We start from the raw sequence: 18,080 nt of genomic DNA, 5'->3' as shown, positions 1-18,080 counted from the left end.
GATTAATTCATGGGGTCGAGTAACTACTCTCTGAGCTAGACGCTCCGCTGCTCCCGCTTTCTGTAGAATCTGAAAATCAAAAGTGGAATCAGCACCACGAATATAATTGCTAAAAATGGAATAAGAAAAATCGATATCGGCACCAATGTTGCAGTAGCGTCTTCAGCCGCCGCAACAGCGGGACTGAGAAATGCCGCTTCGCTGACGCCTTTCACAGCGGTGACTGCTGTATGAGATGCAGTCGCGACACCTCCGCCTCCGATGATGGCGATGCTCCATTCGAGCAGCGGATTCATATCTCCGATGAAAGAAGCGGTCAGCAAGATTCCCGCGATTGCCGCGAGTGGTGTAGCAAGCACTTTCATGAAGGATCCGATTGCCGGTATATAATTCACGGCAATTTCAAATAAGGTGGCGGCGCCAAAAGCGATCAATGCCGGCGTGCTGCCGATCCAGCTGAAGCCTTCGGACAAAGTAATCCAATCGGCTCTTACAAATATACCGGTTATCAATAATGGCGTGAATATCCGAAAGCCCACTGTCGCGCTCAAAGCAAGGCCGATGCAGATGGCAAGTATGGTCTCCATGGTTTGCACCTCCCTCCGATCAAGTAGTTTCTTCTATATATAAATGACATATTCTTTATCCATATACCCTTTAAACGAATAAGGCAAGCACGTACCGGTGGACTCCGGTATGTGCCTGCCTTATTTTTCTTCAGGTTTGGGTGCAATATATACTTCATCGGATTTAAAGACTTTGATGAACGTTTTCATGAGGATATATAAATCCATACGGAAGCTCTTTTTACGGATATATTCAATATCCAGGTCAATTTTCTCGTCCCATGTCAGCAGGTTGCGGCCGCTGATCTGCGCCCACCCCGTCACGCCAGGTTTTACCTCCAGCCGCTGCATCTGATACTCGTTGTAATTATCCGTTTGGCCGGTGACTGTAGGCCTCGGGCCAATAAAAGACATGTCGCCTTTCAGGATATTAATAAGCTGCGGCAGCTCATCGAGACTTGTTTTCCGCAGTATATTCCCCACCTTTGTAATGCGCGGATCGTTCTCGACCAAAACTTTATGGATGTCCACATTCGCTTTATACATGGTACGGAATTTATAAATAAGAAAATGCTTCCCTTCTTTGCCTCCGCGTTTCTGAGTGAAGAACACAGGTCCTTTTGATTCGGCTTTTACAGCGATGGCGATAAGGGCAAAAAGCGGTGAAAGCAGAACCAGCAACAGGAATGAGCAGAAGACTTCAACTATACGTCCAATGTGAATGGACCATATGGAGCGCCTTTTTTGTGCAGACCGTATATTTTCAGCAACCAATTGCATGACCTCCCCTTTTTCCAGTTTCTACAGTCTCCAGAGATTCAAGGATTCCGGTTTGCTCTTTTTATCCAATACGCTTTTGATGTCAAAAACGATACAGGTATCATTTTTCAGTAATTTTTTAATCGGTTTCCATCCGGCTTCACGAATTTTTTTATGTGGTACAGCCAAGATCACAGCATTTGCGGGTGAGAGCTCCTCCCACGGTGTCAGTCGTATACCGAATTCAAGCTCCACTTGCTCCGGATTCGCCAGACTGTCAGCCACTTGGATTTGAAGGCCGAATTGCTGCAATTCCTCGATCATGTCGAAGACTTTGGATTTCTCGATTCCGGAAGAATCTTCTTTATTGGTGACGCCGAGCACCACGACCGCTGCTGACTGGAGCGGCAAATTGAGCTGGTTCATTTCTTTGATGATGGCATTGGCGATGGTTTGGCCAATTCCATCATTGACCCGCAATGCCGAAAGGATGATTTCAGGGTGATGGCCGACTGCAAGCGCACGGTGAGTCAGCTGATAGGAATCCTGTGATTTACCATAATTACTGCTGAAGCCAGGGCTGAATTTCAAAAAATCCTTTTTGACCGCTGCTGTGCGCAAAACGTCCTGTGTGTCTATTTCCATCAATTTGAATATCGCCGCCAGTTCATTCATTAAAGCTGTATTGACAGTCTGCTGCACCGTACCGACAAGTTCAGCTGCTTCAGCGACTCGGATTGATACCGCTTTATGAACCTTGTTCCCGAATATATCCTCGTAGATGTCAGTGATATAATCCAACACTGCAGTGTTTTGCCCAGCAATGACTTTGGGGGGTTTAGAAGCAGCTGGGCTATCCGTCTGCTCCCGCAGATCATCTGGAGAAAAGCCGACAAAAAACTGCTTGCCCGCTTCCATACCGGAATAACGTTCCAAAGCTGGTATGCACTTCTCTTCAGTTACTCCCGGATAAACAGCTGATGAAATAATCACGACGGCGCCTTTTTTCATGTGGGAGCCGGCAACCTGGCAAGCGTTCAACAGCAGAGACATATCAGGATGCTTGCTGACACTGATGGTGACAGGCACCGCAATAATCAGTAAGCCTGCTTCCGACAGCCTTTCCGGGTCCACCAGAATTTCAATTGTGGATCCGTCCAATAACTTATAAGAGGCATGTCCACTTTGCGGATTTCCACCAAACTCCTCTTCCATATCGTATATCAGGACGGGATATTTTTTGGCAAAGTCATTGGCAATCGGCAAGCCGGCAAACCTTAATCCAATAACACCAATTATTAAATTTTCTTTCATCATGCAGGATCCTTCCCTCCTCCAAGCCAATTGCCCAACTTCATTGCTTAAAAAATACTTTTACTCTCTCAGTAATAATGATTCGTTTAATTTTTTATCGAAAAGTTCCAATAATTTATCACGCAGCTCTGGACGTTTCAGCGCAAATTCGATGGTTGTTTCGATATAGCCGAACTTCTCCCCCACATCATAACGCTGGCCGTCGAATTCATACGCGTAAACTTGCTGTTTTTCATTTAAGCGCTGAATGGCATCGGTCAACTGGATTTCACCGCCTGCGCCGATTTTATGTTCGCCAAGGTAATCGAAAATCTCAGGATCCAGGATATAGCGGCCCATAATCGCAAAGTTGGATGGGGCCGTGCCCGCCTCCGGTTTTTCAACAAAATTGCGTACTTTAATCAGTTTGCCGTCCCGTTCCAGTGGATCGACGATTCCATAACGGCTCGTCTCCTCTTCAGGAACCTGTTTGACGCCGATGATGCTTTTTCCCGTTTTGTCATACTGATCCATCAATTGTGCAAGGCACGGCTCTTCATTGACTACGATATCGTCACCGAGTAATACTGCAAAAGGTTCATTTCCGATGAATTTACGCGCTGACCAGATCGCATGCCCCAAACCAAGCGGCTGTTTTTGGCGGATGTAATGAATTTCCACTTGGGATGTTTCCGTAACGGAATCCAGCATGTCGAGCTTGCCTTTATTGCGGAGTGTATCTTCTAGCTCATAGGCGTGGTCGAAATGATCTTCGATCGCCCGCTTGCCTTTACCCGTCACGATGATGATATCTTCAATACCTGAAGCGATCGCTTCTTCAACGATATACTGGATGGTCGGTTTATCGACAATCGGCAGCATTTCTTTCGGCAATGCTTTAGTCGCTGGCAGGAATCGAGTCCCAAGACCTGCAGCTGGAATAATCGCTTTTCTGATTTTCATATTTTTTTCCTCCTGGCTTCTTATATTTTCCCTTGCCCAACAACTGGATCCGCTTTACGGAATTTCTTCTTGAGTTCATTGACGATAACCGTGACATCATCAATTTTCATGAAAAGTATCACTGTGAAATAGATGGCCGCGCCTGCGGCAATCGACAGCAGCAGCGCGATGTTCTGGTGAATTGCCGGAGTCAGCGTTTCGAAAATAAGTTTGGCGCCGATGCCCATGACAATGGAGGCAAAACCGATCTTGGCAAATGAAACGACCATCTGCTTTGCCCCCAGTGCGCCGATTTTCCGCCTCAAGCTGAAGAACATGAGTCCTGTTGCCGCCAGTGCAGAAATCGATGTCGCAAGGGCAAGTCCTCCAATGCCGAGAAATCTGGATAGCACAATGTTCAAGATGATATTAAGTACGACGGCAATCGATGAGTTGATCATCGGTGTCCGCGTGTCTTCCAATGAATAGAATGCTTTCACCAAAGTTGTGCGGATACCCACTCCGATCATGCCGACAGAATAGAAGACCAGTGAAATGGAAGTCATGGCTATCGCCGTTTCACCAAATTCCCCACGGCCGAACATCAGCACGATGATCGGTCTCGCGAATATGATTGCTCCGATCGTCGCCGGAATGACGAATAGGCTGATGCCGGTGACAGCCTCGGATAATGCTTTTTTCATGCCTTTGAAGTTTTTGGCGACTGCCATCCTTGAGATGTTCGGATACATGACCGTGACAATTGAGATGACGAAAATCCCGGTGATGAACCCTTCGATTTTATAAGCGTAATTCAAAGCGGAAATTCCTCCGACCGCTATTTGCGATGCGAGTGTGCGGTCGATGATTTTATTCACCTGAAGAACGGAAGAGCCGATGATGACCGGCAGTGACAGGTAAATCATCCGTTTCAGGTAAAAGTCATTGAAGTTCACTTTGAGCTTATAGGAGTATCCCTTTTTATAAGCATATACGATAACGATCAAAGCCTGTACTATGACGGCGAGCACACTGCCATAAACTAAAATATAGACGCCATAAGTTGCGCTGGCTGCAATTGAAGCAATAGTGATCAGAATCATGGGAATGACCGCAAGCTGTGGGATTTTATAGGCGTCTTTGACTTGGAGATTGGCGTCAATGATATAAATGATGCCGGTAAAATAAACGGAAACGATGCTGATCCTTGTGAACAGAATCGCCATTTCGAGTGTTTCCCCCTGGAAACCTGAAGCGAACAGGAAAATCAATGGCTTGGTGAAGATGAACACCACAACCACGATGACTGTACACAGCAGCATGACAAAATTCAGGACGTTGTTCGTGAATTCGTTCGCTGCCTCTTTCCCCTTTTCGCTGTCGATTTTATTATAAAGCGGGATATAGCCGGTAGCGATGCCTGCACCTATCAGTGCAAAAATGACTGCAGGAATTGTCAAAGAGATAATATAAGCATCAGTTATATTGGAAGCCCCGTAATAATAGGAAAATACGATTTCCTTTATCAGGCCTGCTATTTTCACCATGATGGTGACAGCCATTAGGGCAATGATTGTTTTTTTCATAGTCCGCTCACGTCCGCTCTCTATCATGAAATTCGTTATGTTCGCCTGGGCATATCAGGCAGCGCATCGAGTGAAATCACATATTCCATGAATTTCCGGTATTCGCCCCATACCCATTCCAAATACCTGTCATCCGCGTCCAGCCATCTTCTCACGTACATATTCAGGAAGAAGATGTTCAGGTATTCCTGCTTTCGGCCCTTATCGAATTCGAGTCCGAACAACTCGAAAGCATGATCGAAGTACGAATCATAATCGCCTTCCATGTAATACCGGATAAAGGAATAATTCTTATTGATGATCGCTTCATTCCACATGAAGACGAAAAAGTCGTAGAAGAAATACATATCCCCTGCCATTTCCCAGTCGATGAAAAAGATTTTTTTCGAATCTTCCTTATCGATCAGAATATTTGGCGACCATAAATCGCCGTGTACAGGCAGCATCGGCAGCGGTGTTTCAGACAACCCTTGGCTGATGCCCCCTTCTATTTCCTCCAAAAACACGCTGTTCGCCGGAAGCAAACTCCTGATTTCAATCGACGGCACCCAGTCCGCCTTGTCGTTTGCACCTGTTTCCTTGAAATACTCGAGGTAGCGGCGGAATACTTCATTGACGATAAATTTGGTATCGTAGTCATCCCATTGTTCACTGCTTTTATAATCGATATAGCGTTCAATGATCAGTTTCCTCTTTTCATCTTTATCGATGATTGGAGGAATCGGAAACCAATTCCTGAACTGGCTGTAAGTGTCCAGTTTTTGCTGAAAAATTTCCCTGTCGCTGTATGTGATCAGCACTTCATTCTGGTCAAAATCAAAGATTTTCACGTCTTTGCCATTGCCGCCTGGCAGATAAACCGTGCCATTGTAAGCTTCTTTCGTTTTCCGGTCATTAAAGAGCTTCTTATTGAAATAAAACCGGAGAACTTTGGTGACTGCTGTTTTCACAAAAAATCCGCCATTGGCGAAATTGATGATGTGAAGGCCATGGCTGAACAGTTCTTTTGATTTCCTCGAAGTTTCAATATCATCCAGATGGATGTAAGTCATCGATTCATCGAACTGATAGCTGCCGGATGACAGAAATTCCTTTCTCTTGTCAAAACCCGCAACCAGCTGTTTTTTTTGTGTGTAATAATTGGACAGCCGTCTCATCCCATCCCCTCCTTTCCTTAACGGACAAGCCGCCTAAAACAAAAGTTGGACCCGCATTTTCAGGTAGACCAGCATAAGTTTGATGCTTCTGATGCCATTCGACAGATTGAAAATCCGGATGAAATCCTCATAACTGCTGAAAAGCTCCTTCAGATCCTCTTTATCCAGGAGGTTCCTGTTACGCTCCAGCCTGTATAGGATGGCACCGGCAATGCGATAGGAATCAATCGCTGAAATCGCATCGCTTCTCCTTTTGGGATCTTTTACCCTGCTGCAGATATATTGTTTGACCGTATCCATCCATTCAATATCCTTTGTGATTTTGTCCATCGAATTTTCACTCAGGCTTCCTGGCTGGCCAATATGATATTCGGTGAGGTAGTCATGGACTGCCAGCACTTTCATTTCATTTGTCAGGACTTTCGAGAAGAAAATCATATCTTCCCCCCAACTGACCCCCGGACTGAAGCGGATGCCGAATTTATCCAGAAACTCTTTTTTGATCAGCCAGGAATTCAAATGCGGATTGCATGAATTAAGCAGGAATTTTTCAAGGATGTCGCCTTCCGCGAAATGAATACGGGCTTTTTTCCTGCCTTTAGCCGTCACAAAGGAATGACCGCAATAACAGACGTTTTCTCCGCCCGCCTTCCAGACCATCTTCGACAGGAAATCAGGATGCAGCACATCGTCGGCATCCAAAAATGAAATATATTCCCCTCTCGCCAGATCGATCGCGTTATTGCGGGTGATTGAGACACCTTGGTTCTTCTGCCGGAAATAAACGATTCGCGAATCCTTCCTTTTGTATTCCATGGCGATTTCATGGCTGTTATCGGTCGATCCATCATTGATCATGATCAGTTCGAAATCCTTATATGTCTGCTTAAGAACCGATTCGATGCTGAAACGGAGTCTTTCGGCTTTATTATATACAGGCATTATCACTGAAACTTTCGGCACATTCCTCACACCTTCCAAATTCATCTGGATTTTAATACCTTATCTGGAATATCGTTTTATACGGAACATAGGTGGCTGAACCGACATAGACGATATAAAGGAAAATCACAATACTGAAAAGGGAGATCCCCACTTTCAACAGAACCCTATTGCTGTCGAGATTGAATAAGGAGACGATTTTTGGAATCAGCAGGAGCGAGAAGAACGTCCCGTACAGCGATAAGCGATGCCCCATTGTCCCTTGTGAAAAGAACATCAGGTAAATGCCGAGTCCGACAAAATAGAAGTTGAAATACATATTGGCGATGCGGTCATTTTCCAGGATCCTGTCACGGAAGAACAAAGCTGCGATGCCGATGAACAGCAGAACGAAAATGGCCTTGGTCCCTTCCTGTCCCCCCGCCGCCTCCGTATAGGGAGCATAAGTCGGCAAATATGCGACGATGAATGAGTTGATCGCCCGGCCGACAAATGGAAGAGCCAGCAGCACGAGCACCAGTTTCACAATGTCCAGTTTGACGTTGCGGATAAAATAGAAAGCTATCGCGATAAACGCCGAAGCATGGAACATGCCCGCTAATGCCACAGCAATCAGATAGCGCAGCAATTGCCCCCGCTCGATGAATTTAAACGCATAGAACGTAATGGCGAGAGCTGTGAAGAGCCGGATCACACTCAGGGAATTCAGGAAGAACAACGGGAAGCAGACAAAGAAAATGATGCTGATCCAGTAATCCTGGCTGTACCTTTTCACTGTCAAAGCCACGAGCGTAATGAATATTAATGAATTGAGGAAAAAATACAGGTTGGTCATATTCATATCCCTGGCAAGTTCAATCAGGAAGATGGTCGCGAGTTCTCCGTTGCTGACGATGTTCGTTACCAGGTTATAACGGACAGTGGCGTAATAAGCCTCGTAATCCCATCCGACGTTATACCGAAGGGATGAAAAGAGGAAAATCACCGTCCATGCCAGAATCAGCGTCACTGTATAGCTGCCATCCGTTTTCTGCGGAGAATGCTGCGCAGCTCCTTCAGCCAAAGGCGAAGGTTCCACAAAACTCCCTTTATCAAGCGATAAATTTCCGTTATAGGACATCTTCCATGTAGCCACCAGTTCGAACAGCAATAATCCGAATATGACACTTAAGAATGCAATGTATATGATCATAGCCAGCCCTGCCATTTCTTGGAGAAGTTTTTTAGAATTCCAGGAATTTGTTGACGCTGTCCCTGAACAGCAGATTATCTTCCACGACTTTCTGGAAAAAAGCTTTTCGTTTTTCTTTGTATTCTTCGAAATTGAATTCCGCCAAATAATTGCCGACTTTCTTTTCAAGGTCCGCCAATGAGTCGACAACAAGGCCGAGTCCATATTGCTGTGTCAGCTCCGCCAGGTAGGAATCTTCAGCTACAATGAGCGGTTTTCCATGTAAGGCTGCGTTATAGAGCCGGTTCGGCAGCAGCGTTTTGCAATTGATGTTTTCGTTATAGCGCAAACCATGGATCAGGTCCGAATCATTATAAAGGCCGTTTTCCTGTTCTTTTGTATAACGGCCAGTCAATGCCACATTCCCGACTTTATTGCGCGAAATATAATCCTGCAGGTCTTTATTGAAGAGCCCTTCTCCGTGATAGACAAGTTCAACTTTATTGCAGTCCTTGACGGAATTGATGAAATCGATATTTACCTGAAGATCGGACAATGCGCCGATAAAAGCGATTTTCACTTTATCCTTCTGGAGGAAAGTGTTTGCGCAATCTTGCAGCTCTTCTACATTGTCGATGGTCGTGTTATGGCTGATCAGGTATTTTTGGCTGTCCGGCAGCCATTTTTTAAATCCCGGTGAAGAAAGGACCGTGTATGCCGACCCTTCCACCACTTTCCGGATATCATAAGCTTTCAGGATCCGGTTATGATCCCGTATATCCAGGATATAATTGCCTTTTTTCTTTTTTAATAAATAAGATTTCAAAAAATAAGATAATTGGATTCCGAAGATGATGATTTTATCGTAGTCATTCCTTTTCAGAATCCCGAGTGCGAAGTTGCGGAATTTAAGATAATCCAGAAATCCCCTTTGCAGAGCAGTTTTCTTGTCCCGGAACGTCATTGGATTGTCCGGATTTTCTGTGCCGTTTCGGTCCCAGTTGATGACGTCATAATCAATCTCGGCACTATCCAGCACTTTTGTATAATTACCGACATATGGCATGAACAGCATATTCGACGGACACACCAGCGCAATCTTCATCAGCGAACCTCCTTATATTTTTCACAAAGTTTTTTCTGCTAAAATTCCGACAGATGCCGATTGGCGGCCGGCCAATTCCTTCCTGGCCGCTTCCAGCACTTCAGCGGTTTCATGCGGCATCACCGTTTCAAGATAATGCGCGGCCTGTCTCGAACTGTCACTCGAATGGATAATGTTCTTGAAGTATTTTTCCCGCATATTCTTTTTGACATCCGCGATCCGCCGGTTATCAAGCAGCGGATATTTGTTCTTCAGTTCACTCGACGGTTCGATCGGTTCAAAATCAATTGCTGTGACAAGCGTCGCGGGTAAGCCTCCCGACAGTACGCTGGATTTCTCTCCCCAGTTTCCGCCGCGTAATTGCTGAGCGGCATGCTGCTTTTCCTGCTCGTTCAATTTTTTGCTTCTGACAATTTGAAAACCATGCTTTTCGAGTTCTTCTTTTACATCTTTTTCATCCGACGGTGACGCAGCCGCCTCCCGGATGATAAAAACTGCAAGCCCTGGCACATTGGGCATATCCTTTAAAATGTCATTGGCTAATTTTGCGCACCACTCATTGTCATGGCCCAATTTCTCGAGCATATCCAATGTCGGCCGCCAGCCTTTTTCCTCCAATAGTTCATCAAGTGCAGCCATATTGATATCGACTGCCACACCTTGCTGGTCTGCCATCTTGGCCAGGATCCCCTGAAAATCATGGCCGGGATCGTTTACTTTCGGCGCTTGGATGCCGTCTTCCGATAACCCCGATTCATACCCTTTATGGTAAAGCGCGTGAAATACAAGACTGTAAAAATAGTCATTTTCAGAAGGGACTTTTGCGCCGGAATCATGCAGGACCGCCCGCTCCAGCATTTGCTGGGCGACGGCAGGCGGATAATAGGCTATCTCTTTATAGGAGTAACTTGGTAATCCGCTGACACTGTAGACATCGCAGGGGATACCACCTTTTCGCGGCGACCAGGTCAAAATGCTGTCCAGTATAACCGCGTCATCGTCGTGGACGAGAAGATCGATATCCCCTCCGTATTCGACATGGGGCAGATCTTCGAACCATCGAAGTATGACGTAGCGACAGCCTTTTCTATTCAATTGTTCGATGAACTGCGCAACCGTCATGTTCCGTGGAAGCCTCCGGAATCTGCGGTCGTTGTGGACAATTTGCTTCACTTTTACAAGAAACGTCCATAGCTTTTTTCCATAGGTTGAATTCTGTGCGAACTTACGAAGCAATTCCTTCACTCGATACACGCCAACGCCCTCCCTTTACCACTGTTCTTCTGCCATACTGTCCGATTTACATAATCTGTATAAGAAAGAATGATGCGCAGCACTTTGTCTGATACATTCGGCATGCTGTAATCCGGCACAAGACGCAATGTCTGCAGCTCTTGTGTCTCGAGCACTGCCAATCCCTGGAGTATCCGTTCCATTTGCAGTCCCGCCATTATGACACTGCCTTCCTCCATCGCTTCCGGCCGCTCATGCGCCTCCCGGATATTCAATGCCCGCAATCCCAGAATGGATGATTCTTCACTGATCGTGCCGCTGTCGCTGAGCACTGCTTTGGCATGGATCTGCAGACTGATGTAATCGATGAATCCAAGCGGTTTCGCAGTCTGCACCAAGGGATGAAATTCCGTACCTTCCGTTTCAATCATTTTGCGGGTCCGCGGATGTGTGCTCACGATAACCGGCATCCCGTATTTTTCCGCTACCGCATTCAGGCTTTCCACAAGAGCTTCGAAGTTTTCAGGCGAATTGATGTTTTCTTCCCTGTGAGCAGAAACGACAAAATACTGTCCTTTAGCAAGTTTCAGTCTCTCGTGAATGTCTGATTCGCTGATTTCCGCTTTCCGCGACTCCAGCACTTCGAACATCGGGCTTCCCGTCTTGATGATACGGTCTGCCGGCAACCCTTCCCGAAGCAGATATTCACGGGCGATGTCGCTGTAAGTGAGATTGATATCCGCCACGTGGTCTACAATTTTCCGGTTGGTTTCTTCCGGAACACGTTGATCGAAACATCGGTTCCCTGCCTCCATATGGAAAATAGGGATTTTTCTCTTTTTGGCGGCGATCGCACATAAGCAGCTGTTGGTATCGCCAAGCACCAGGAATGCATCCGGCTTCTCGAGATCAAGAACCGGATCGATTTTCACCAGAATATTGCCGATCGTTTCAATCGCCGCTCCATTTGCGGCATTCAAAAAATGATCCGGTTTGCGGAGGTTGAAATCCTTGAAAAATACTTCATTTAATTCGTAATCATAATTTTGTCCGGTATGGACAAGGATATGGTCGATGGCTTCTGAAGCTTCGAGTTTATTGATGACTGCCGATAGCCTGATGATTTCCGGCCTTGTGCCCACCACTGTCATGACCTTCAATTTCTCCATATGCTAAACCCCCATATAATACGTATCCGGCCTTTCCGGATCAAACAGCTCATTTGCCCACATGATCGTGATCATTTCGGTGTCTCCCAGGTTTTCGATATTATGTGTGTAGCCGACCGGTATATCGACCACTTCCATATTTTCGCCATCAACAAAATATTCGATGACCTCATCCGATCCGACTTTACGCAAGCGGATGACACCTTTACCGCTTACCACCAGAAATTTCTCGTTTTTCGTATGGTGCCAGTGGTTGCCTTTCGTAATGCCCGGTTTGGAGCGGTTCACCGAGACCTGGCCGTGCCCTTTGGTTCGAAGAAATTCCGTAAATGATCCCCTGTCATCCCGGTTCACCTTCAATTGATAGGAGAAGCCGTCTTCCGGCAAATAGCTTAAATAAGTGCTGTATAATTTCTTCGTCAATGCGTCTTTCATATCCGGAAGCTCCAGATTCCGGCGGCTTTCTTTGAAGAATTGCAGTTTGCCAGCCAGTTCACCGACGGTTATCTTATACGTTTCCGGCACCCGGCAAAACTGCCCATCCCGTGACGGGTGGCCGGCCAGTGCCCGCTTGAACTCTTCCAGCACATCATCGATATAGCATAATTGAAGCTCCGCTTCCGGGTCATTCACCTGCACTTCGAGATCACGGGCGATGTTATGGCAAAAAGTCGCAACCACCGAGTTATAATTCGGACGGCTCCATTTGCCGAATAAATTCACCAGCCGGTATACGAAGACATCACTTCCGGTTTGCGCCGCATATTCGAAAACCGCGTCTTCCCCCGCTTTTTTGCTGCGGCCATATGGATTATCCCGTTCCGCCTGGATGGACGAAGTGACAACGACGGGTGACGGGTTGCCGTGGGTTTTCAGCAGCGCGAGTAATTCTGTAATCAGCACATGATTGCCTTTCAGGAAATCTTCTTCTTTTTCCGGGCGATTGACACCCGCCAAATGGAAGACGAAATCACATTCCTGTGTGTACCGTTCCAGATCGGCGGCTGTATTCTTCCTGGAATAAAGCAATAAATCCTTGTAACCCTGATTCTTCAGTTCCGCGGCCAGGTTCCTGCCGACAAAGCCTTCCGCGCCGGTGATCAGGATCTTCAACTTGGAATCCCGTAATTGACTGCAGCCGGCAGCGCCGGATTGATGGTCTTCAATTCTTCCTGGATATACGGCAGTTGCAGCAGCAAGTTTTTGATTTCATTCACACTCAGCCTTTTCGTGTTATGCGAGTTATACTCCCTTTCAGTTGAAAGCTTTTCATCGCCTTTATTGAAATATTTTTCGTAATTCAAGTCGCGGCTGTCGGCTGGCACCCTGTAGAAACCGTCCATATCCTGCGCGACAATATGTTCTTCACGGGTCAGCAGCGTTTCAAATTCCTTCTCGCCGTGGCGCGTACCGATGATTTTCACTTCATTGTCCGCATTGAACAGCTCTTTCAGCGCCTGGGCCAGGTCCTCTATTGTCGAAGCTGGCGCTTTTTGCACCATGATGTCGCCCGCATTCGCATTCTGGAAAGCGAAGACCACCAATTCCACTGCATCCTCGAGGCTCATCAGGAATCTTGTCATATGCGGATCCGTCACAGTCAGCGGCTTGCCCGCCTTGATCTGCTCGACGAACAGCGGAATCACGGAACCTCTCGAACACATAACATTGCCGTAGCGTGTGCCGCAGATGAGCGTCTTGTCCGGAGACACGGTTTTTGCTTTCGCCACAAATACCTTTTCCATCATCGCCTTCGAGATCCCCATTGCATTGATCGGGTAAGCCGCTTTATCCGTCGACAGGCAGATGACTTTTTTGACACCGCAGCCGATTGACGCGTTCAGGACATTTTCGGTGCCGATGATATTCGTCTTGACCGCTTCCATCGGAAAGAATTCACAGGATGGCACTTGTTTGAGCGCCGCTGCGTGGAATACATAATCCACATCGTTCATGGCATATTTCACGCTGGCCAGATCCCGCACATCGCCGATATAGAATTTCAATTTGTCATTGTTGTAGCGTTTTCTCATATCGTCCTGTTTTTTCTCGTCCCGTGAGAAGATCCGTATTTCCTTGATATCCGTGAACAGGAACCGCTCCATTACGGCGTTTCCAAAAGACCCTGTGCCGCCTGTGATGAGTAATATTTTGTCTTTGAACAATATTCCCCACTCCCATCTTTGATAAAGTGCTGCATGATGATGTCGTATGACTCAGTTACATTGAACTCTTTTTCCAGGTAGCGGCGGCCGTTCTCGCCGAGCTTCTGCAATTTTCCGCGGTCCCTTTTGACCTGTTCGATAGCATCCCTGAATTCCGCCAACTCGCCGGCTTCCGCATAATAACCGCATCTCGCGTCGTGGATGATGTCCTTCAGGTCGGTATACGGATCGGTCACTGCCAGCACCGGTTTAGCCCGGTCCATGTAAGCCATCAGCCGGGAAGGGATGTTCGGGATCGTGAAACGCCGATCCAGGTAAATCATGCCGATGTCTGCCGAATCCACCACCTTGTCGTAATCCTCTTTCTCCATCAATTTCTCCAGCCGGACATTTGAAGGTCTTCGCTGCTGGACATAATTTTCGATTTTTGGATAGTCCGTTCCGGAACCGACTATGAGAAAGAATACATCATCCTGGTCGCGGTAAAGGTCGATTGAACGGATCAGGTAGTCGATGCCTTGCGGTTTTCCCAGATTGCCTCCGTAAAGGAACAGGAGCGCATGCTCCGGAATTCCGAGCTTTCTTCTTATATGGGTGCGGCCGACTTTTTGCGGCCTGTCTGCCGGATGGATCGAATTCGGATTGATTTCAACTTTATCTGTCGGGATATCCGGATTTTGCTGGAGCACAAAGCGCCTGTTGCCATCCGACATGCAGCCGATCATATCGCTGATTTCGTAAAGCCGTTTTTCTTTTCGGCGGAAATAGCTGTGAAGCAGGCTGTTTTCCTTTAACATGCCGATATCCACCGCGTTCTGCGGAAAAATGTCTTTCAGCAATAAATAGGTCATCCCGTCGCCGTGCATATTTTTCAGGTATTTGATAACGCGTTCAAATGTGATCGGCGGCGTCGTATAAAGAATAAGGTCGAATTTCTTGCCGACGAGATAGGTGCGGATCGCATTGATGAACTGGTCTTCAAGCAGCAGCGTGCTGACCCCTTTTTCCATCAGGTTGGTCTTTGTGACGTTGCCGGTGCGCACTTTCAGGACCGGAACACCGTGCACTTCCTTCAGTTCTGTCTGCTGGTTATGCCGCTTTTCAGTTTGGCAAACGACGGTGACCCCGTGGCCGTTGCGTTTGAATTCCTGCATGAGGTCGTAATAGAGATTGCCATGCCGGCCATTGTCGGGATACCCCAATGTGACGAAAATAACTTCCATATTACCGCTCCTTTGAGAACCATAGTTTTATAATTAAGGCTCATGTTAAGGAAAGCAGGTTAAAAAGAGGTTAAGGAATGAAGAATTATTTGAATTTAACAAAAATTATCCATTTAAAAAGCCGGCACAGGAAATTTAATTCCTGTACCGGCTTCTTCTGTCCACATATTTTTTTATCACAACGTCTCTACTTCTGATGTCCTCCGATGAGACGGGTCCTGGCGATGGCGGTGCCGGCTTCGGTGCCGGAGACTGCGCGGTAGATGGCGGAGTAGCCGTATTTATTGCGGATCTGGTCCATGGCTGCTCCGAGACGGCGCTTTTCCCACTTGTGCGCTTCAAAAAGACTTAATTGCATCGAAGATTCCTCTTCCAGATTGCCGATGGAAATCGAAATTTGGCGTACGGGTTTATTTTGGAAATGCTCATTGAAAATCACTTGGCAGACTTTGTAGATCTGAAGGGTTTCGTTGGTGGCTTCCTCCAAGGAACGGGAACGGGAAAAACCTCCGCCGAATGCGGATTTGCTGTAGCCGACACTGAGGTGGATGGTGCGTCCCGCCCTTCTGGCCTGGCGGGTCCGCATGGCGATGTCTTCGCACATTTCGAGGATGATGGTCATGATGTCTTCCACTTCTATGTAATCGCGGTAAAGAATCTGGCCTTTGCCGTAACTGACCTGTCCGCTCACAATCGGCGAACCGAGATCAGACAGATCAATGCCGTTTGCATGCTGATAAAGCTGATGCCCCAGAATGCCAAAACGTTCTTCCAATGTTTTGATATCGGTGCAGGCGAGATCCCCCACCGAAAAAATGCCCATGCTGTTGAGGGTGCGTTCAGTCCGTGAACCGATTCCCCACATTTCGCTGAGCGGCGCGAGCGGCCATAATTTTTCCGGCACATCGTCATAAGTCCATCTGGCGAAGCCCGTTTTTTTGCCTTCCTGATCCAGCGCCAATTTAGCGAGCAGCATATTCGGTCCCACACCGACTGCAGAAGGCAAACCGAACTGGCGCAGCAAAGCGTCCTGAATATGGGCGATGAGCATTTCGGCATCTCCCCACAGCGTCCCGACATCAGTAAAGTCAATAAAACTTTCATCGACACTGTAAACATGGATGGCCTTTCTCGGAACGAATTCTGTAATGAGTTCGGTGATCGCCATGGAGACACGCAAGAAGAATTCCATTTTGGGCGCAATCAGCCGGATCCGGGGATCGTCCGGAATCTCGAACAGCCGGGTGCCGGTTTTGACGCCGAAGTCTTTTTTCATCCGCGGCGATGCCGCCAGCACCACACTTCCTTTGCGTTCCTGATTGCCGACGACAGCGATGTGGGCTGCAAGCGGATCCAGCCCTTCCTGGATAGCGGCACAACTGGCGTAAAAGCTGCGCATATCGAGGCAGGCAATAGTCCGTTCAGGCAATTCCTCCATCTTCATACCGCAACCTCCTTCGAATAAGAACATTTGTTCTTATTCTATACCTCGAAAACTCCCCGGACAATCCTCTTTTCGGCAAAAAAATATTTACCATCAAAAAATAACCTGAATCACGGATATCCATTATCGATGTTTTATTTCATGGCAAACGCAAAAAGAGCCAGGCATATGGCTGCCCAGCTCTTATCAAGCATGAATTCCTATTGCTCGATCAATATGCCATCTTCCTGTGGGAAGAGTTTCGATGTTTTCGCACGGTATGCCGGGAAAAAGTCTTCATCTCCTCTGATCCCCCCTTCTTCACACAGCAGCTGGTAAATTTCAGGATTCCAGACTTTCTTGCCGATATGAAATTGAAAATTAGTGTTTTGGCCGAATTTCTTCTTGAACAGGTATAAAGTGTCATCGGGATTATTGGTGACACCCCCGCCTGCATGGATCAGGTCGACGCCGTTCTCTTTACCCCAAATGGCAGCTGCATAAGTCATCACATAGACTGGGGAAAGATGGCTGCAATTCTCAACCGTCCCCGACAGATGGGTATGCATGAAGCTTCCGCACAGAAAATGCAGTTCAGCTCCAATGACTTCCCCTTCGAAAAGCGCTTCAACCAAAACGATCCTGTCGCCGAAATATTTCAGGCAATTGTCGAAATATCTATCATCAAAATAATAATAGGATTCCGCATTGAGGCGTTTCATCGTCGCGTAATAGATTTCCTTGAAACTGTCCAGCGATGCGGGATTAACCGTTACGCGGTATTCGACGCCCGCCTTCAGCGCTTTGCGGATTGCTTTTCTGGCGGACTTTGAAAATTCAGATGCGACCGGGTCTTCGTAATCCTTTAAAGTGGTACCTGTCGTTTCACGCATATACGCAGTTTCGTAGAATTCACGGAAGTCTTCCACGTTTTTCAGGATAGGATGAAAACGGATGAATTCAGAGACGATGTTCTGCTTACTGCAATAATTTTCAAACGCCTGCTGGAATTGGTGGACCAGTTCGCTTTTCCCTCCCTTTTTGCAATTTTTGATGACTGGCCCCCCGTAGCCATATGGCGTGATCACGTCATAATATTTCTGCCCTGCCAAAGTGAACGGAATTTCCCGTTTAATGAACAAATGATGCACAATGCCAAGAGGATGGCTGAATTTGAATACTTCGCAAACCCCTTTTTCCATCTTCTCATAGAGCTTGCCGTAATCCTGGGTAAAGAATAGTTCCGACATAATCAAGACCTCTTTTCGCAATGGATTTTCCGACTATATGTGAACATCATCCGATAAGCAGGTTAAAACTGAGTTAAATAGGGAAAAAGGAATTTA

The 18,080-nt window shown here is 46.9% G+C and carries 16 protein-coding genes; all 16 read right to left on the bottom strand.

Features of this window, described 5'->3' with window-relative positions:
* Positions 1-35: 35 nt before the first annotated feature.
* Positions 36-587: a DUF4126 domain-containing protein gene (locus CXF70_RS10790; RefSeq protein ID WP_101802674.1), complete on the bottom strand. Its 552-nt coding sequence runs from the start codon at positions 585-587 to the stop codon at positions 36-38.
* A gap of 120 nt (positions 588-707) precedes the next feature.
* Positions 708-1,340: a sugar transferase gene (locus tag CXF70_RS10785; RefSeq protein WP_233208610.1), complete on the bottom strand. Its 633-nt coding sequence runs from the start codon at positions 1,338-1,340 to the stop codon at positions 708-710.
* A 27-nt stretch (positions 1,341-1,367) separates the two neighbouring features.
* Complete coding sequence (locus CXF70_RS10780; RefSeq protein WP_101802672.1) at positions 1,368-2,642, bottom strand: nucleotide sugar dehydrogenase; 1,275 nt, start codon at positions 2,640-2,642, stop codon at positions 1,368-1,370.
* A 57-nt stretch (positions 2,643-2,699) separates the two neighbouring features.
* Positions 2,700-3,581, bottom strand: a complete 882-nt coding sequence (galU, locus tag CXF70_RS10775; RefSeq protein WP_101802671.1) for a UTP--glucose-1-phosphate uridylyltransferase GalU — start codon at positions 3,579-3,581, stop codon at positions 2,700-2,702.
* 20 nt (positions 3,582-3,601) lie between these two features.
* Positions 3,602-5,146: a murein biosynthesis integral membrane protein MurJ gene (gene murJ, locus CXF70_RS10770; RefSeq protein WP_101802670.1), complete on the bottom strand. Its 1,545-nt coding sequence runs from the start codon at positions 5,144-5,146 to the stop codon at positions 3,602-3,604.
* A gap of 35 nt (positions 5,147-5,181) precedes the next feature.
* A complete protein-coding gene (locus CXF70_RS10765; protein ID WP_101802669.1) occupies positions 5,182-6,303 on the bottom strand; it encodes a phosphotransferase in 1,122 nt (373 codons plus the stop codon).
* 33 nt (positions 6,304-6,336) lie between these two features.
* The gene (locus tag CXF70_RS10760) at positions 6,337-7,266 is read right to left on the bottom strand and encodes a glycosyltransferase family 2 protein (protein WP_158241190.1); all 930 of its coding nucleotides are present in this window, start codon (positions 7,264-7,266) and stop codon (positions 6,337-6,339) included.
* Positions 7,267-7,297: 31 nt separating this feature from the next.
* Positions 7,298-8,437 carry an EpsG family protein gene (locus tag CXF70_RS10755; RefSeq protein ID WP_158241189.1) on the bottom strand — a complete coding sequence of 380 codons (1,140 nt, stop codon included), beginning with the start codon at positions 8,435-8,437 and terminating at the stop codon, positions 7,298-7,300.
* A gap of 31 nt (positions 8,438-8,468) precedes the next feature.
* Entirely contained in the window at positions 8,469-9,521 is a 1,053-nt protein-coding gene (locus CXF70_RS18200; protein ID WP_158241188.1) for a glycosyltransferase family protein, read from the bottom strand.
* 21 nt (positions 9,522-9,542) lie between these two features.
* A complete protein-coding gene (locus tag CXF70_RS10750) occupies positions 9,543-10,775 on the bottom strand; it encodes a hypothetical protein (RefSeq protein WP_101802666.1) in 1,233 nt (410 codons plus the stop codon).
* Positions 10,763-11,923, bottom strand: a complete 1,161-nt coding sequence (gene wecB, locus CXF70_RS10745; protein WP_101802665.1) for a non-hydrolyzing UDP-N-acetylglucosamine 2-epimerase — start codon at positions 11,921-11,923, stop codon at positions 10,763-10,765. Before wecB ends, CXF70_RS10750 begins: the two co-directional genes overlap by 13 nt.
* Before the next feature lie 3 nt (positions 11,924-11,926).
* On the bottom strand, positions 11,927-13,036 hold the full coding sequence (locus CXF70_RS10740; RefSeq protein WP_101802664.1) for a capsular polysaccharide biosynthesis protein CapF: 1,110 nt from the start codon (positions 13,034-13,036) through the stop codon (positions 11,927-11,929).
* The gene (locus CXF70_RS10735) at positions 13,033-14,088 is read right to left on the bottom strand and encodes a polysaccharide biosynthesis protein (protein ID WP_101802663.1); all 1,056 of its coding nucleotides are present in this window, start codon (positions 14,086-14,088) and stop codon (positions 13,033-13,035) included. The genes CXF70_RS10740 and CXF70_RS10735 overlap by 4 nt, the downstream gene beginning before the upstream one ends.
* Positions 14,028-15,311 (bottom strand): glycosyltransferase family 4 protein, encoded by a 1,284-nt coding sequence (locus tag CXF70_RS10730; RefSeq protein WP_101802662.1) that lies wholly within the window; start codon positions 15,309-15,311, stop codon positions 14,028-14,030. The genes CXF70_RS10735 and CXF70_RS10730 overlap by 61 nt, the downstream gene beginning before the upstream one ends.
* A gap of 187 nt (positions 15,312-15,498) precedes the next feature.
* Complete coding sequence (locus CXF70_RS10725) at positions 15,499-16,755, bottom strand: Y-family DNA polymerase (RefSeq protein ID WP_101802661.1); 1,257 nt, start codon at positions 16,753-16,755, stop codon at positions 15,499-15,501.
* 200 nt (positions 16,756-16,955) lie between these two features.
* Entirely contained in the window at positions 16,956-17,984 is a 1,029-nt protein-coding gene (locus CXF70_RS10720) for a GNAT family N-acetyltransferase (RefSeq protein ID WP_101802660.1), read from the bottom strand.
* Between the last annotated feature and the right edge of the window lie 96 nt (positions 17,985-18,080).

The sequence above is a fragment of the Planomicrobium sp. MB-3u-38 genome, assembly GCF_002836425.1.
GTDB classification, from domain to species: domain Bacteria; phylum Bacillota; class Bacilli; order Bacillales_A; family Planococcaceae; genus Planococcus; species Planococcus okeanokoites.
Note: the sequence above shows the minus strand (reverse complement) of the source record. Positions and strands in the feature narration are given on the sequence as shown.

Coding starts and splice junctions, on each gene's coding strand:
- CXF70_RS10790 (WP_101802674.1), bottom strand. CDS start 587: ATGGAGACCATACTTGCCATCTGCATCGGCCTTGCTTTGAGCGCGACA.
- CXF70_RS10780 (WP_101802672.1), bottom strand. CDS start 2,642: ATGATGAAAGAAAATTTAATAATTGGTGTTATTGGATTAAGGTTTGCC.
- galU (WP_101802671.1), bottom strand. CDS start 3,581: ATGAAAATCAGAAAAGCGATTATTCCAGCTGCAGGTCTTGGGACTCGA.
- murJ (WP_101802670.1), bottom strand. CDS start 5,146: ATGAAAAAAACAATCATTGCCCTAATGGCTGTCACCATCATGGTGAAA.
- CXF70_RS10765 (WP_101802669.1), bottom strand. CDS start 6,303: ATGAGACGGCTGTCCAATTATTACACACAAAAAAAACAGCTGGTTGCG.
- CXF70_RS10755 (WP_158241189.1), bottom strand. CDS start 8,437: ATGATCATATACATTGCATTCTTAAGTGTCATATTCGGATTATTGCTG.
- CXF70_RS18200 (WP_158241188.1), bottom strand. CDS start 9,521: ATGAAGATTGCGCTGGTGTGTCCGTCGAATATGCTGTTCATGCCATAT.
- wecB (WP_101802665.1), bottom strand. CDS start 11,923: ATGGAGAAATTGAAGGTCATGACAGTGGTGGGCACAAGGCCGGAAATC.
- CXF70_RS10730 (WP_101802662.1), bottom strand. CDS start 15,311: ATGGAAGTTATTTTCGTCACATTGGGGTATCCCGACAATGGCCGGCAT.
- CXF70_RS10725 (WP_101802661.1), bottom strand. CDS start 16,755: ATGAAGATGGAGGAATTGCCTGAACGGACTATTGCCTGCCTCGATATG.
- CXF70_RS10720 (WP_101802660.1), bottom strand. CDS start 17,984: ATGTCGGAACTATTCTTTACCCAGGATTACGGCAAGCTCTATGAGAAG.